This is a genomic window from Campylobacter sp. CNRCH_2013_0671h (genome assembly GCF_025773055.1).
Lineage (GTDB): Bacteria > Campylobacterota > Campylobacteria > Campylobacterales > Campylobacteraceae > Campylobacter_D > Campylobacter_D lari_D.
Map to the genome: position 1 here is coordinate 1 of NZ_JAKMTG010000010.1, position 15,470 is coordinate 15,470.

The following is a 15,470-nucleotide window of genomic DNA, read 5'->3' on the forward strand; positions in this document are numbered from 1 at the left end:
ACAACACCAAAAGAATCTAATATATTATTCTTTCCTTCAATTAAAATAGTAGCCACTGTTTTTTCTGTATGTTTTAAATTTTCACTATTAAAATATACATATGTGTGCTCATCTACTACAAAATCTGTTTCATAAAAACCAAAGCAAAAATTATATGCAGCTGCATTTTTCACAATAGTTTTGTTACTATTTTCAATAACTATGCTTGAGTATGTTTCTTGAATCTGACGATTAGTTTTTGCATATTTACTTTTATTCCAAACATGTATTGCGCAAATATAATAACCAATAACATCGTTTGAAAATTTCAGCTTAGTTTTTCCTGTAATATTGCACACTTTTTCTCTATGCTGTAAATCTTTCTTTTCAACCAACAATAAATCACCTCTTGAGATAAATTGCTCAGAAGTATAAACTAAAAATTTTGGATTAGTTTTAATTATACCATCTTTTTTAATGAATTTAAAATTATCTATGTTTTGCGTAATATTTTTTCCAAGATTATACATAATTGTAGAAATTTGATGAACTGGATCTGGATGTGAAAGATAAAATTCATAAACTCTGCTATTAATATAATAACTATGCATGTCAATACAATTAATTCCATATAAGCGACAGCACTGCTTATGGACATTGTGTATAATAGCTGCATATTCTTTATGCTGATTAAAAAAATTTTTTTCAAATAAAAGCAAATTTAGTATTTTAGAATTTAAAAAATACAATTCTTGAAATAGCCATTTTATATTCCTACATGATTGCTCAATACTTATACCTTCACATATCACATCATATAAATCCACTATACTAGTTTCCAATATAACCAAATCTGCATTTTTAATAATTTCAATATTATTCTTTTTGTGTAGTATATATATTTTAGATATTGCAGAACTTCCTCCTATAGACAAATTATGTAATAAAACGTTTCCATCTCTCAATCCCGATTGTAATCCATTTAAAATTAAAGAATTACTAGCTCCTAGCAAAACAATTTTTTTCATCTTTTTAACCTTTTCTTAAAAAAATCAAACAAACCAGTCTTATCTTTACTATGAAAATACGCTTTGCAAGAATTTAAAAATTTCTCAATATTTTGAATTTCATGGATTGGTAAAATATTTTTTTCAATTAATATTTGCCTATCTTTTGCGAAATATTCTTCGAAATCAGGCATAATGTAATCATTTGAAGTCAAAAAACCGATAGTTTCAAAATCATAATCTAAACAACAATTTAAATTCCAATTGCAACAATATTTCAGCAACATATCATGTTCAGATTGAAAATTAGGAAATGTGTTAAAAAATGAAAATTGAGTATTCAAAGCTGCATTATTCCATAATGATAAATATATCTCCATAGCGGATCTTCTACCAGCCGCAAAGCTGTCATTTAAACCACTATTTAGATTAAAATGATGACGGATCATTAGTTGGTTAAATTCTAATCTTTCCATTTGCTGGATATTAAAATTTATCTTATAAGCACAATCCGGTCTTATCTTTATCATAAAATCATATTTTATATTGTTTCTTTTCTCATATAACTCTACCAACTTTAAAAGTTGATAATTAGAATACCATAATTTCGATGTATTAGCACGACCATTAGGGTTAATATTGTTTGTTCGAAAAAAGTCCTCTTGATCTTCTATAATATAATGCTTAATTATATGATTTTTTTTAATCTTACTCGTTTTAAGTTTACAACCGCATTCCTTATCTAATATTGAATACGTATGTGGAAAATATAACTTAAAATTTGTCTTAGTTTTGATTTTTTCCGGAATACTACCAATTAACTCTTGAGATAAATATCTGTTTGCCCAAAATTCTCCATCACCCTTCAATCCGGGCCAATAAAACCATTGATTCCATGTAAACAAAAACAAATCAAAATCAAAATCAAAATATTCTGATATTTTTTTTAAGTGTTCTTCCCAATTAACACCCCTCAATGCTCCAGAAACCAAAATAGCAACTTTTTTATTTGATTTTATAGCAACATCTTGGTAATTGTTATTTTTAAAACCACTCATATACATATCATAATAATCATTGGCAACTCGACAATTGAAAGTATTAATATTGCTTTGCAATATCGCAAGTATATTACGTGTTTCATTGTTAAAAAATTTACAATCAATCTTATAAAAATAAGATATCAAATTTAAAATACAATAAATTTTACCAATTCCATTATCCAGCGATATAATATCCTTAAAATAATTTACACCTTCATCTAAAGTCAATTCTAAATTATCAATTTTTCTTCGAACAACATAATTAACAATACTTATTTTATCCAATACACTCTCATGTTTATCCTCACAATTACTTCTATAAATAATTCTTTGGAGTTCTTCTTTAAATATGTCAAAATTAAAAAAAGTAGGATTCCAAAATTCAGGTATATTATCACAATGCTTGATTTTTTCATAAATTTGTTCAAACCTTCCACATTGATATAAATATTCTAAATTTTCCGCTGTAAAATCTTTTTTCTCGCGTATCATTTTAAACGCCAAAACGAAATTCCAAGCCTCAATATTTTTTTTTATCGTCATTTTAACTCTTTTTTATTAATTTCCTAATTTCAAATAGCAACTTGATATACCCCCCCCCATACCAAGTTTTATTAGCTTGTATAAGAGCTTGTCCTAATTTGTAAGAGAGATGATTTTTAAACCTTAAAGCTTCTTGATAATCAGGGTAAGATTCTAATGGAGGTAACGCTAATGAGGGATCTTTTTTTATTTTTTCTTGATAGATTTTTTGTTCTTGTTTGTGTTTATCTTTGATGTAAGATAATACAAAAGGCATTCTTATATAACCTAGTATAGATTTAGAATTAACTATCATAGCTTGACCTAGTTTATAAGAAAGTTGGTTTTGAATTCTTGCTTTGGCTGAAGCTTTTAATACATCACTTCCATCAAAAATTTTAACTGTAATTTCTTTATTCTTCAAGCGCTTCTCTATTATTCTTGTTTTTAACTTTTTATTAACTAGGTCTTGTTCTAAATTAGCAATTTTAAGTTGCTTTTTTTTTAAATTTACATCGTGTAATATAAGTTCATCAAAATATTTTTTATTTTTAAAAGCGTTTATCTGATTCATCAAATCATCAAGCTGGGATTGCCTAACTTCAACAAATGGGTCTATTTTCTTCATATTGCTACGCCAAGGTCTAAATTCAAATTCCCACCTGTATTTTACAAATATATTAAAAACACTTGGATCGTGTAAAAATGCTTCATGTGGATGAAGAGGCTCTGTGCCAAAATTATTAAACCAAATTAAATCGCCTTCATTTGGCATTCTCGAATCCAATAATTCAAATCTAAAAGCATTAGAGGAACAAAAATTAGTTTTTTTTGGCAATGGAAAGTTACGAAATACACCCTCCCAACCATTATGACAATTTCTACTAGCACCATAAACCTTCAAAAAAGTATTAATTCTAAAAGGTTTAAAAAACATAATATCCGGTCTAGTATATAGATGATAATTATATTTAATTTTAGCTTCTTTTTCGTAATCTAACTTAAGATTATTAACCTTCTCTAAGGTTATATACATACCATAAACATTAGAATCCTCTGGATATCTTTCTACGCAATACTTTTTAGGATGATATATACCCACCATTTCCTCAATATCAAATTTACTCAACTTTACACCAGATAAATCCATATACCAATGTTTTGACCAAGATTTTCCACTATCAAATTCATCCCAAGTATGTAAAAAAACATCCATATCCCATCCATCTTGTTGGTTAGGTTTTATAACATGTTCAAAAAAACTTTTGTATGTTTGTTTATAAGTTCTCAAATGTCCAAATAAATGTACTGCAATTTTTTTATCCACAACTATCCTCTATATCTCTCAAGCTCATCTTTTAAAATCTTGTGTTTTTTCCAATATTTTTCCAATATATCTAGTGCATGTTGCTTGTCTTTTCTAAAGAGATAAATTTTAACAATTAAATAACAAATATAAGGATAATTCTCGTATTTCTTAATTTCTAATAAATTATCACATATATACTGATAAACTCTACCATTAAACATAAACAATATATTAAAAAATTGCTCTTCTCTATTTTCTATTTCTCTATATATATATTCTTCCATTTTATTATAATCCTGCTTAATAAGCATTAAATGTATTTTTTGTATAATCCAGCCAATGTTTGTTTTATCACATTCTATTGCTTGATCAAGATATCCCAAAGAAACATTTGTATCACAATCTAATTCTACCGAGAGCTGAAACAACCTAAAATAAGACATTGACTTATATAAAACATCGAGCTTAATTTTTTGAATATTTTTATTTAAAATATCAAACTGCTGCTGCTTAGTAAATAACTCATGATAAGATATATCCTTTTTTACTCCAGAAATAAAAGAGGCACATTGAGAAAAAGCGGATTTTTGCAATGAGATTCCAGGTGTATATATTAACATAGAATGTGACATTAAATTTATTTCAAAAAATGCTCTTTGGGTTACATTATTATATTTACTAGCAAAAGTATCTGCCAATAACACTCTAGAATCTTTAAAATACTCTATTAAACTTTTGCTAGAATTTATATCTTGACTAAATATAATAATTCTGTGATTATTTTGAAGCTCATTTTCAATAATATCAATTGCGATTTCATATGGAAAATATTTATCTCCGACAAAACCATACAATGAAGTTTGTTTATAATTAGAAGAAAAAACTATATCTCCTCCTCTAATATGTATTGAAATAAATTCTCCTATATTGTCAGCTACATTTTGCGCATCGTTGATAATATTAGAAAATTTTTCAGAGAATTGAATTTTCTTATAAATTCGTCCAAAATCCTTATAACATTGCCTCTCTTCATAACCATCAATCCATTGACTCAGTGCCCCACCTTCAATTCCTGGAGAATACCAACCCCAAGGCTGTTCGTAATAACTATTTTGAATATCGTCAAAATTTTTACATTTTCGATGTATTCCGAAACCATGATTTGATTTTACCTCTTGATTTTCAATATAATATTGATGTATAAATTTTTCACCAAAAATTTCCTCTACTTTACCCAATGCAAATGGTATATGATTTTTTGAACTAAACATTTCACCAATATTCCCGATGACATCTTCAATATTCCCCCATTTAAAATAAAATGAGAAGCCAATTTTATCCGCTATAATCATTCCAGCCATTAAAGAAAACAATCTCATTCCAAAACCATCAGGTTTTGCCATGATGATGCATGGTGTATTAATTTTATTTTTCTCTTTTAAAGCTACTACAGCTTTAACTTTAAAAAGTCTATTAAATTTATTCAATATTTCTTGATTATATTTTTTAGGGTCAAATTTTATTACATCTACATGTCCTTTCATAAAGCTATTTAACCCCGATATTATACCTTCTACATCTTTTTCTACTAAAATTCCTCCAAAATTTTTTAAGACAGATTTATTTCCCAATATATTAGTTGCAACAATTGGCTTTGACAATACCAATGACTCCAACAAAACCATAGGTTGTCCTTCATGTAATGAGCTCAATACAAAACAGTCTGCTTTTTTTAAGTATGCGCATGGATTGCTTTTAATTCCCAACATAAAAACACAATCACTTAGATTGTTTTTACGGATATATTCTTGCAATTCTTCTTTTAATGGCCCATCTCCCAATATAATAAGTCTAGTTTTGGAATAATTTTGATGAAATTTGCTAAATGCTTGAATTAGATTAATATGATTTTTTTCAGGAGAAAGCCTACCAATTGTGATAAATACTTTATAACCTTTTTCATATAGTCTTTCGTCTTCTTGACACTCTAATCTAAAATTACTTTTAAATAAAATATCATAATCATTAATTATATTATTCATATAATCAAATTTATGCCTTGAAATATTATATAATGATGATAAATTGTCTCTATTTAAATCGCTTAATTCTTGTGATACTGAAAAAATATGATCAAAATATTTATACACATTAAAAATTTTTTCAAGATAAGGAAATCTTAAATTATACTCGCCCAGCATATCATTATGCAAGTAAATGATTTTTTTTGCATTAGTCTCAGCATAAGCAAACCTATAGGCCCAAAGCTCACTATATCCATCAAAACTAATCACTGCATCAAACTTAGATTCTCCATATAAACATTTAAAATCCCGTGAAAAAATATTAGAAAAAATTTTTTCTTGAACTTCATTAGCTCTTGAAATTTTACAAACTGGATGATTTAGCAAATAGCTTTCTTCTATTGTTTGGCTAATAATATTCGGATTACCTAAGATATAAATTTTTTCATTTAACTTTCTTAATTTTTCAACAACTTCTTTTTTCTCTCTCAATTGCCCAGTATCAACGGCCAAATAAATAGAGTAAGAATTTAAATCAATAGCATTAATAAAATTTAAAAAAGAACTTGTGATACCATTTTTTGCAAACAATCCAGAAGAAATAAGAATCTGTTTTTTTTCAGTAATATTTTTTTTGTAAATTCTATCACTATCATATGCATCAAAAAAGAACATATCAACTACTCTTTTTGTGGCACTTCCATCTTCATAACCAATAAAATTTTGAGCAATATCTGACTTAATAATACATTTTTTCAACTCAACTGGATCATTCAGCTTTCTTATGACTTCAAATATATTTAAACAGTTTTGACATTCCAATTTTGCATAGTCAAAATATAATCCATGTTCATTCTTATACCGTTCATAATCATACCCATAGAATATAATAGGTCGCTCTAATACCATAAAATCAAAGAATATTGATGAATAATCAGTAATTAAAACATCTACAATAGCTAAAAGCTCATTAGTATCTATATCCCTTGGAACATGTAAAATATTAGTATTTTTTTCTGTTGCATAGTGACCTCGATATAAAACTATATAATTCGTATTTTTCTGTAATACTTCAATATCCTTACACACTTGTTTAAAATTCACTTCAGCTTTTTCAAAAGAATTTCTATATGTCGGTGCATAGAGAATAATTTTTTTATCTTCTTCAACCCCTAATTGTTTTTTTATCGATTTTTTCTCCATATCTGTAATATTTATAATAGTATCTATTCTTGGATAACCACTCTCATATACCATTCCTGAATAAATCTCACTTATATCATGTCTATCAATCAGTACTTTTGCTGTGTGTTTATTAGGTACGATAATATGAGTAGATTGTAAAAAATCTTTTTGAGTAACCTCATAATCTAAAAATCCTCTTTTCATATCTTTACCTAAAAATTTTAAAGGTGTTCCATGCCAAGTAGCTAAATATTTTTGCCCTTTCTTTCTAATAAAAAATCTAAAAAAAGAACCAGAATTAATTAAGTATTTTGCGCATGCTAAATATTTCAAATACAATACACTACCAGGTTTTACCAAAATAACATTCTTTAACCTTTTATATTTTTTAGGAATACTTTCAGTATCATCAACAGCCCATATATGAATATAATTTCTAAAATCATCAAGTTGCAATAAATATTTAAAAATAGCATATGAATTGCACGACATGTTTTTTGCTGTATGAGATTGATATAAAATAAAGGTATCTACAATTTCTTCACTTTCATAAAATTCTGCATAAATGCATTTTTGATAAAAATAAGTATTCTTTTGAAAACTAACATCTTTATAGTCACTCATATCTTTATAATCTCGTGTGTATGAAAAAAATTTTGCAGCTTCTTTTGATCGATCTAATTTAGTTGAAATTTCTCCTATTTTGAAAAAAACTTTTCGAGGAAATTCACTTGCTCTTTTAGAGCACTCTTTATAGTAAATAAGACACTCTTCTAGTTTATTTTGTCTTTCTAATACATAAGCTAATCTATAATGCACATGTGAATTTTGATAGTTATATTTTAAGATTTCTTTATAATAAATTTCAGCGTTATTCCAATCATACAACTTTTCAAAACTAAATGCTATTTTATATAATAAATCCTCATTTTCTAGCGATTGTATTTGCTTATAATACTCTAAATATGCTTCATTTGCTTCTTTCCAAAGCCCTTGATTCTCATGAAAAACACCGATACCAAATTTTTTTGCATCAAGCTTATCATCATACTTGATGGCTTTATTGTAATATTTTTGTGCTAACTCAACACGTGGCTCACTATCATGTCCTTTGTTTTCACAACAATAACCTAATTTATAATACAACATAGGATCATGTCTGTCACTAAGCTCAATAGCTTGCTCATAATAACTTGCAGCCTCATAATATCTTTTCATATTTTCAAGAGCTATTGCAAGATCTTTACATATAAAAAAATTTTTTCCTTTATCTTGGATTTGCCTTTTTAAATCCTCAACTTCCTTCCACCACAATTTTTGTGGTCTAAAAAACATATTGTTTAGATGATTTTCTGTTTGTTTTAATTGAATCTCCCAAGATTTTTTTGATGGATCTATAGTCAAAGCTTTAGAAATAAATTCATTTGCTTCTTTCCACTGCTTTAGCTTAAAATAACTCATACCAAGTTTAAAGTTACACTTTGCTTGTTTTTCTCTTCTTTTTAGCGCCCTTAAAAAATAACTTTGAGCTTTTTTATAATCTTTATTTTTTTGATAGTACCACATACCTAAAAAATAATAAATCCAATACATCAAATATTTCCTCTCTATATTTTTTCTTTAAATTGTTCTAAATAAGATAAAATTTTATTTTTATTGTTTTTTGCATATTGACTCATCAATAGTTGATATAAATGAATAACAAATGCATTGTTGTTCATAATAACAGCATTTGGAGTATCTAAAATATTATCAAAATCTATTTTTTTTATTTTCCAATTTCCATAATTTTCACTTAAATATTTATCAAAATCTTCAAATCCATAATATTCATCACCCATAAAATTATACTTTTGCAACTGAAATGTAGTATTGTACCACTTGGTCACTTCTCCTTGGTGATATATTTTATCATACTCTTTAAAATGCAAAAAAACATCTATTTTTACACCATTAATATGTTTTAATTTTAAACCTCCAATCCAATTTAAATCATACTGTATAAAAACTCCATATTCTAAAATTTTATTTTTTATTTCATCATTATAATCCTCACTCCAAATTCCAATGTCAATATCATAATCATGACCTAAAAAATCACCTTCTCTAATACATCCTAAAAACGTACCACTAACTAGAAAGAAATCAATACCGATATTATCAAAAACTATTTTTATATCTCTTAAAGCATTTATTGCATCCTGTTTTATCATTTTACTTTTTTTACTCACAACTTCTAACGGATGTTGCATTATAATTTTTTTTATATATTCTTTAGCTCGAATATAGTTGTGGTTTTTTTTAAAAACAGTTATTAGATATTTATTTATCACCACTTGCTCTTTTTGAGAATAACCTTGCTTATATTTTAGATATAATTTCTCCAATTTATCAACATCATTTTGATTTTCAATCATCTTACTTAAAAATAACCAAGTTTTTAATCTCTTTGTTTGGTTTAAACAGTCAATTAAAATTTCCCATGCTTCTTGCTTTTTATCACATAAAAATAATATTTGAGCCTTAAGGTATTTAGCCTCTATATGCTTAGGATAAAATTTCAAAAAATAATCAATATGTTTAAGTGCTTTAGAATATTCATGGTGGTAAAAATCAAACTCAGCTTGATAATAAAATACTATTTTTTGTCGCATAAAAACACAAATTTTAAAAAAAGTCAGCAATCTTATGTGATTTGTTTTTTTTTGTATTAATAAAACTATATAAAATGCTAAAATTTTTTGTATAAAAAAGAGTCCTTTAGAGTCTCTTAAGACTTTTTGTAAACCCGCCTTAAAAGTCATGTCTTAATCATTTCTATAATTTCAGTAGTAGAGATACTAGGTGTTCTTTCTAAATACACAACATCACAAATTTTATTAAAATAGTCAAATTTTCCTTTCCAATCATCGCCCATGACTAAAACATCTGCTTGATATTTTTTAATATATTCTTCCTTAAGTTCTAAAGACTCTTCTAAAAAAACTTCATTAACACATTTTAATGCCGAAATAATCTTCATTCTCTCACGTTCATTACAGATAGGTTTTCTTCCTTTTTTTACAAAATTCAACATATCTGAAGAAACACCCACTATAAGTTTATCACCTAAACCGCTAGCTCTTTCTAAAATTCTTAAATGACCATAATGAAATAAATCAAAAGTTCCAAATGTAATAACTGTAATCACTAGACATTCCCTATCGCATAAAGTTGTATAATGCCTACTATTTTTTCATCTTGAGTGACAACTATTTCTTTGATTTTATGTTTTAGCATAAGCTCTTCTGCTTCGCTTGCCATAGCACTTGCTTCTATAGTTTTAGGTTTTTCACTCATGATTTCTTTAGCTTTAAAATCAAATCTTGGCTTACCGTTTGCCCTTAAAGCTCTTCTTAAGTCTCCATCTGTGATAATCCCGACTAGCTTTTTATTTTCAAGCACTATACAAAGTCCTAATTTGCCACTAGTCATCACATCAACTAACTCATTAAATTCACTCTCAGGGTTTACCATAGGTAGATTATTTGACACCATCAAATCACCCACCCTAGTTAAAAGCTTTCTACCTAAACTTCCTCCTGGGTGAAATAAAGCAAAATCATCAGGTCTAAAATTCCTTGCTCTCATCAAAGCTACTGCTATAGCATCACCCATCGCTAAAGTAGCCGTGGTAGAAGAAGTAGGAGCAAGCTGGAGTGGGCAAGCTTCTTTTTTTACTGCTATGTTTATAAAAATATCTGCTTGCTTAGCTAAAGTAGAATTTTGATTTCCCGCCATGACGATCAAAGGAATTTTTCTTTTTTTAATCACTGGTATGAGCTTTAAAACCTCTTCAGTTTCTCCTGAATTTGAAATAGCCAAAAGCACATCCTCGCTTGTAAGCATACCAAGATCTCCATGTAATGCTTCACCCGGATGCATAAAAAAGCTCGGGGTACCTGTGCTAGCTAAGGTTGCAGCTATCTTAGCTCCTATATGGCCTGACTTGCCCATACCACTTACTACACATCTACCTCTGATAGATAAAATCAACTCGATGGCTTTATTAAAATCTTCATCTAAGTTATCACATAAATCTAAAATCGTTTTTGATTCTATCTCGAAAACTTCTTTGGCTATTTTAATCGCATCTATTTGGTTCATCTAAATTCCTATATATTTAACACTACATTAGTTGCAATAGCTATTTGGTATAAAATTTGTGTTAACATGCTAAAGATTTGTAAATTTTGACTATCTACTTTTGGTAAAACTAAAATAGAATCTCCTGCTTTGATATCTGCTGAGCTTCTACCACTGTATTTAGTTGCTTTACCATTAGCATTGATTACTAAAACTCTTGATATATCTGCTCTATCACTAAAACCACCTGCTAGGTTAATATAATATCTTAATTTTTCTTTATCCATATACACAAATGCACCCGGTATAGAAACTTCACCTTGAACTAAAACAAGATTATTTTTACTAGGTACATTTACTACATCACCTTCTTCTAATACTATAGAATTATACGCTTTGATATTGTCTATAACGATTTGTCCTTTTGGTTGAGCTTGTTTTGCACGCGCAATAAATTCTAAAATCGTTTTAGCTTGAGTAGCTCTAATGCTAGCTTGCTCAGCATTAACTGAAGAGCTTGTTAGAGCTAGTGTTTCAAGCTCTTTAAGCTGAGCTTCTATAAGTTGTTTTTGAGTAGCTGCTACACTTTTTCTAAAAACCTGTAAGGCATTGATGTTTGATTGATCATTAACTGTAATCATTTTAGCAAGTTCAGCTAAAGTTGTGCCTTTTTTTATCACCACCGAGTGCAAACCACTATGCTCACCTTCTATGCTAATGCTAATATTTTGCGCAGTATAATCAGGTCTAAACTCTATCTCATCACCATTGTATAACTTCACACCCAAAAACTGCTTTTTACTATACGCATCTACATGTAATTTATGATCATCTCTATAGCTTTTTACCACAGCATTAGTTACTATAGGTTTAGCTCCTGCAACTCTAGCTATATCTTCTAAATTTAAAATATCATTACTTAACTCAAATCTAAAAGGCTTTTGCACATCTCCTTCTACAAAAACATACTTTTGCACACTACCTACCAAAATCACATCACCCATTCTAAAAGGGAAAAGATCAAGCTGGCCTTTAAGTAAAAAGTCATATAAATCTATCTTTTTAATAACTTTATTATCTCTTAAAATTTGAATATCTCTAAAACTACCATATTCTAAATTAATTCCACTAGCTTTATCTAAATACTGTATAATAGAATCTGAACTTAGTCCTTGATAAAGACCAGGTTGATTCACATTTCCTGTAACAAATACCGATACATTTTGATAAATATCCATATCCGCATACACATAGACATTGCTTTTATAGATTTTATTAATAGCTTTTGTAATGACTTGCACTAAAGCACTATTTTTCACACCCAAAAGATTAATAGCTCCTACTTTTGGTATAAAAATATTTCCTTGAGAATCTACTGTTAAAGTTTGTATAAACTCTACTGCACCCCAAATTTTTACATTAATCCTATCGCCTACTGCTAGTTTATAATCAGGATTATAAACATGTTGGGTAAATTTAGTAAAGTTTCCATTAAACAAATGCGCACCAAAAACTTTAGTTATCGGAGTTTGAGTTTGGTTAAAATCACTTTGATTGTTATCATAATTTATAATTTGTGGCTCTAAAGATGGAGTTAACGGTTGATTTTGAATTTTTGCGATTTGAGAAACATCTACCGCTGAAAATAAAAACAAAGGTAAAAGTAAAAATAAAAATATCTTTCTCATTAGTATCTATGCTCCTCTATAATCATTTTAATAAATTTAACAATTCCATAAATCAAAGATAAAATCATAAAAGCTGTGAGTACATTATACAAAGCTTCTGGATATTTAGCACTTTGAGGTAAACTTGGACTTTGCACTATAACCACCTGCTTTATCTTTCTTAAAGCTTCTATCCTAGCACTCTCATAAGCTTTTAATGCGGCTTTATAGGCACTTTCTGCAAAACCTACTTCTATGGTTAGATCTTGGAATTTAGCTGCAAGATCGTTGAGTTTTTGAGAGGATTTTGGGGATGAAACTTTGGATTTTTCTTTTTGAAGTTGTTTTTTTAAAGCTGTGATTTCACTTTTTATAGTAACAATTTGTGGTGCATTATCATTTATATAACTTTGCATCATTAAAAGCTCAGCTTCTTTGGCTGCTATTTTTGATTCAAGTTCAGCTATGAGTTTTAGAGTGCCTTCTGCTTGTTTGAGCGGATCAAATACTCCATATTTGTTTTGAAAAGCTAAAAGTTCATCTTTAGCCTTTTGATATCTTTTTTTAAACTGCAAAAGCTCTTCTTCGGCAAATTGCATTTGATCTCTTGCGGCTTTGTGTGAAATTTCATTGATAAATTTTTCACTTTCTTTAACTATAGTTGAAGCTATCAAATGTGTACTTTGTGGATCAAAGCCTTCAACTTCTACACGCAAAAGCCCATTAGCTGAGTTTTCTTGAGTAATTTTAACACGGTTTTGATAATACTTTAAAAACTCTTCCTGATTGGCTGATGAGGAAATACTATAAAAAAAATCAAGTTTTTGTTTTTGATATAACTCACGAATTTGAACTTTTTCTTCTAAGATATTTAACATATCTAAAGAGTGAATATAAGATTTTAAATAATTAATATCCTCGCTTGAAAAAGAATTATTAGTCAAAAATGCGGCAATTCCAGTAATAGCCCCGCTATCTCCTGTGGTTGATTTCACACTTAAAACGCTTTCACTCACATAGCGATTTGCTGCTATAAAAATATAATAAAATACAACAAATGCTGTCAAAATCAATACTATTTTAAAAGAATTAAATATTTCTAAATTTTTAAGTTTTTTTAATAACTCATTTTGCATTTATTTTTCCTTGATACACCGCTATACCCTCATCTACATCATCATATATAGTAGCTTGTCCATCTTGCATGAATATAATTTTATCACACCATTGTTTAATTTCAGCTACATTATGTGAAACCATGATAACTTTTGACTGGCTTAGCTTTTCTTTATAGATTTTAGAGCTTTTTTCTCTAAATTTAGGATCTCCCACAGCACCTGCTTCGTCAATTAAATAATAATCAAAATCAAAAGCCATACTTAAGCCAAAAGATATTCTAGCACTCATACCTGCTGAATAAGTATTCATAGGCTCATCAAAAAATTTACCAAGCTCAGCAAAATCTTCCACAAATTTAATCTTTTCCTCTAAAGCCTTTCCTTTGTAACCATATACTCTAGCTACAAAGCGTGCATTATCTCTTGCTGAGAGTCTGTGTTGAAACGCACCTGCTAAGCCTAGAGGCCAAGATAGTTTTTTATTAGTGATAATCTTGCCTCTATCAGGAAGCAAGGAGCCGCTTAAAAGTTTCATTAAGGTTGATTTTCCAGCACCATTGCGTCCCATTAAACCTATACTGCAATTTTCAGGGAACTCAAAACTTAAGTTTTTAAAAACATAATGCCTTCCACCATTGCGTAAAGGAAAAGATTTTGTTAAATTAACTAATTTTATCATCGCACCGCTATCAACTTTTCTCTAGTAAAATGATAAAAAAACAATCCCAAAAACAAAATCACACTTAAACATGCAATAGGATAATAGTAATTATAATCATCAAGCAATGGATAATTTTGAAAAAAATTATATTTTAAAAGTTCCATAATATGTAAAAGTGGATTGTAATACAAAATGTCTAAAATAGGTTTTGGAACTATCCAAACAGGAAATACCACCAAAGAAGTCCAATATAAAACAGTATTTAAATAACCCAATGCCATTTTTAAAGGTTCTGCAAAATGTCCTGCTATAGCAAAACACATCCCCATAGCAAAACCAAACACTATAAGTAAAAAAAGTGAAAACATCACTTCTAAAAAGTGTTTAGGTATAACTTGCATATGCAAAAACCATCCAGCTAAAAACATCACACAAATAAAAATAGTAAAATAAATACAAAACTCAAGCAATGCTCTTGCGATAAAAACATGTATGGGACGAATAGGTTTATAAGCAAAAAGAGTTAAATTTGATCCTATACCATTTAAAAGCTGAGTAATAATACTTCTAAACATAAAAAAAGGTATAATCCCTACTGCTAAAAATAAAAAGATAGAAACACCCTCGGGCATGATTTGATGATGAAATTCTCTAATAGCTGTTATAATAGAAGTGATTACCAAAACTACCATCATAGGCTCTCCGATTACCCAAAAATAGCCCAAATATTTATTAATACCAAATCTTGTCTTTAACTCTCTAAAAAAAAGAGCATGTATGACATTAAACATATTTTTAGCAAACCTTTTTAAATTTTCAAAATTTTTATA

The 15,470-nt window shown here is 28.3% G+C and carries 11 protein-coding genes; all 11 read right to left on the reverse strand.

Going from position 1 to position 15,470, the window contains the following annotated elements; genetic code table 11:
- Window positions 1-1,007 (reverse strand): hypothetical protein (locus L8X97_RS06940; RefSeq protein ID WP_263662932.1); only part of this gene is annotated, 1,007 nt, incomplete at its 3' end.
- Window positions 1,004-2,572 (reverse strand): hypothetical protein, encoded by a 1,569-nt coding sequence (locus tag L8X97_RS06945; protein WP_263662933.1) that lies wholly within the window; start codon window positions 2,570-2,572, stop codon window positions 1,004-1,006. The genes L8X97_RS06945 and L8X97_RS06940, both read right to left, overlap by 4 nt.
- Window position 2,573: 1 nt before the next feature.
- Window positions 2,574-3,878, reverse strand: coding sequence for a hypothetical protein (locus L8X97_RS06950; RefSeq protein WP_263662934.1), 1,305 nt, complete (start codon window positions 3,876-3,878; stop codon window positions 2,574-2,576).
- Window positions 3,879-3,880: 2 nt separating this feature from the next.
- Window positions 3,881-8,662, reverse strand: coding sequence for a CDP-glycerol glycerophosphotransferase family protein (locus tag L8X97_RS06955; protein ID WP_263662935.1), 4,782 nt, complete (start codon window positions 8,660-8,662; stop codon window positions 3,881-3,883).
- A 14-nt stretch (window positions 8,663-8,676) separates the two neighbouring features.
- On the reverse strand, window positions 8,677-9,486 hold the full coding sequence (locus tag L8X97_RS06960; protein ID WP_263662936.1) for a hypothetical protein: 810 nt from the start codon (window positions 9,484-9,486) through the stop codon (window positions 8,677-8,679).
- Between the two features lie 383 nt (window positions 9,487-9,869).
- Entirely contained in the window at window positions 9,870-10,259 is a 390-nt protein-coding gene (locus L8X97_RS06965; protein WP_263662937.1) for an adenylyltransferase/cytidyltransferase family protein, read from the reverse strand.
- Window positions 10,259-11,215: a KpsF/GutQ family sugar-phosphate isomerase gene (locus L8X97_RS06970; RefSeq protein WP_412175785.1), complete on the reverse strand. Its 957-nt coding sequence runs from the start codon at window positions 11,213-11,215 to the stop codon at window positions 10,259-10,261. Before L8X97_RS06970 ends, L8X97_RS06965 begins: the two co-directional genes overlap by 1 nt.
- 8 nt (window positions 11,216-11,223) lie before the next feature.
- A complete protein-coding gene (locus L8X97_RS06975; RefSeq protein WP_263662938.1) occupies window positions 11,224-12,882 on the reverse strand; it encodes a polysaccharide biosynthesis/export family protein in 1,659 nt (552 codons plus the stop codon).
- Window positions 12,882-13,997 (reverse strand): capsule biosynthesis protein, encoded by a 1,116-nt coding sequence (locus tag L8X97_RS06980; RefSeq protein WP_263662939.1) that lies wholly within the window; start codon window positions 13,995-13,997, stop codon window positions 12,882-12,884. The genes L8X97_RS06975 and L8X97_RS06980 overlap by 1 nt, the downstream gene beginning before the upstream one ends.
- The gene (locus tag L8X97_RS06985; protein WP_039617525.1) at window positions 13,987-14,658 is read right to left on the reverse strand and encodes a capsular polysaccharide export system, ATP-binding protein; all 672 of its coding nucleotides are present in this window, start codon (window positions 14,656-14,658) and stop codon (window positions 13,987-13,989) included. The genes L8X97_RS06980 and L8X97_RS06985 overlap by 11 nt, the downstream gene beginning before the upstream one ends.
- Window positions 14,655-15,431 (reverse strand): ABC transporter permease, encoded by a 777-nt coding sequence (locus tag L8X97_RS06990; protein WP_263662940.1) that lies wholly within the window; start codon window positions 15,429-15,431, stop codon window positions 14,655-14,657. Before L8X97_RS06990 ends, L8X97_RS06985 begins: the two co-directional genes overlap by 4 nt.
- Between the last annotated feature and the right edge of the window lie 39 nt (window positions 15,432-15,470).

Excerpts from the sequence above, each read along its gene's own strand:
- L8X97_RS06945 (WP_263662933.1), bottom strand. The coding sequence starts at position 2,572 with ATGACGATAAAAAAAAATATTGAGGCTTGGAATTTCGTTTTGGCGTTT.
- L8X97_RS06955 (WP_263662935.1), bottom strand. The coding sequence starts at position 8,662 with ATGTATTGGATTTATTATTTTTTAGGTATGTGGTACTATCAAAAAAAT.
- L8X97_RS06975 (WP_263662938.1), bottom strand. The coding sequence starts at position 12,882 with ATGAGAAAGATATTTTTATTTTTACTTTTACCTTTGTTTTTATTTTCA.
- L8X97_RS06980 (WP_263662939.1), bottom strand. The coding sequence starts at position 13,997 with ATGCAAAATGAGTTATTAAAAAAACTTAAAAATTTAGAAATATTTAAT.
- L8X97_RS06990 (WP_263662940.1), bottom strand. The coding sequence starts at position 15,431 with ATGTTTAATGTCATACATGCTCTTTTTTTTAGAGAGTTAAAGACAAGA.
- L8X97_RS06960 (WP_263662936.1), bottom strand. The coding sequence starts at position 9,486 with ATGATTGAAAATCAAAATGATGTTGATAAATTGGAGAAATTATATCTA.
- L8X97_RS06970 (WP_412175785.1), bottom strand. The coding sequence starts at position 11,215 with ATGAACCAAATAGATGCGATTAAAATAGCCAAAGAAGTTTTCGAGATA.
- L8X97_RS06985 (WP_039617525.1), bottom strand. The coding sequence starts at position 14,658 with ATGATAAAATTAGTTAATTTAACAAAATCTTTTCCTTTACGCAATGGT.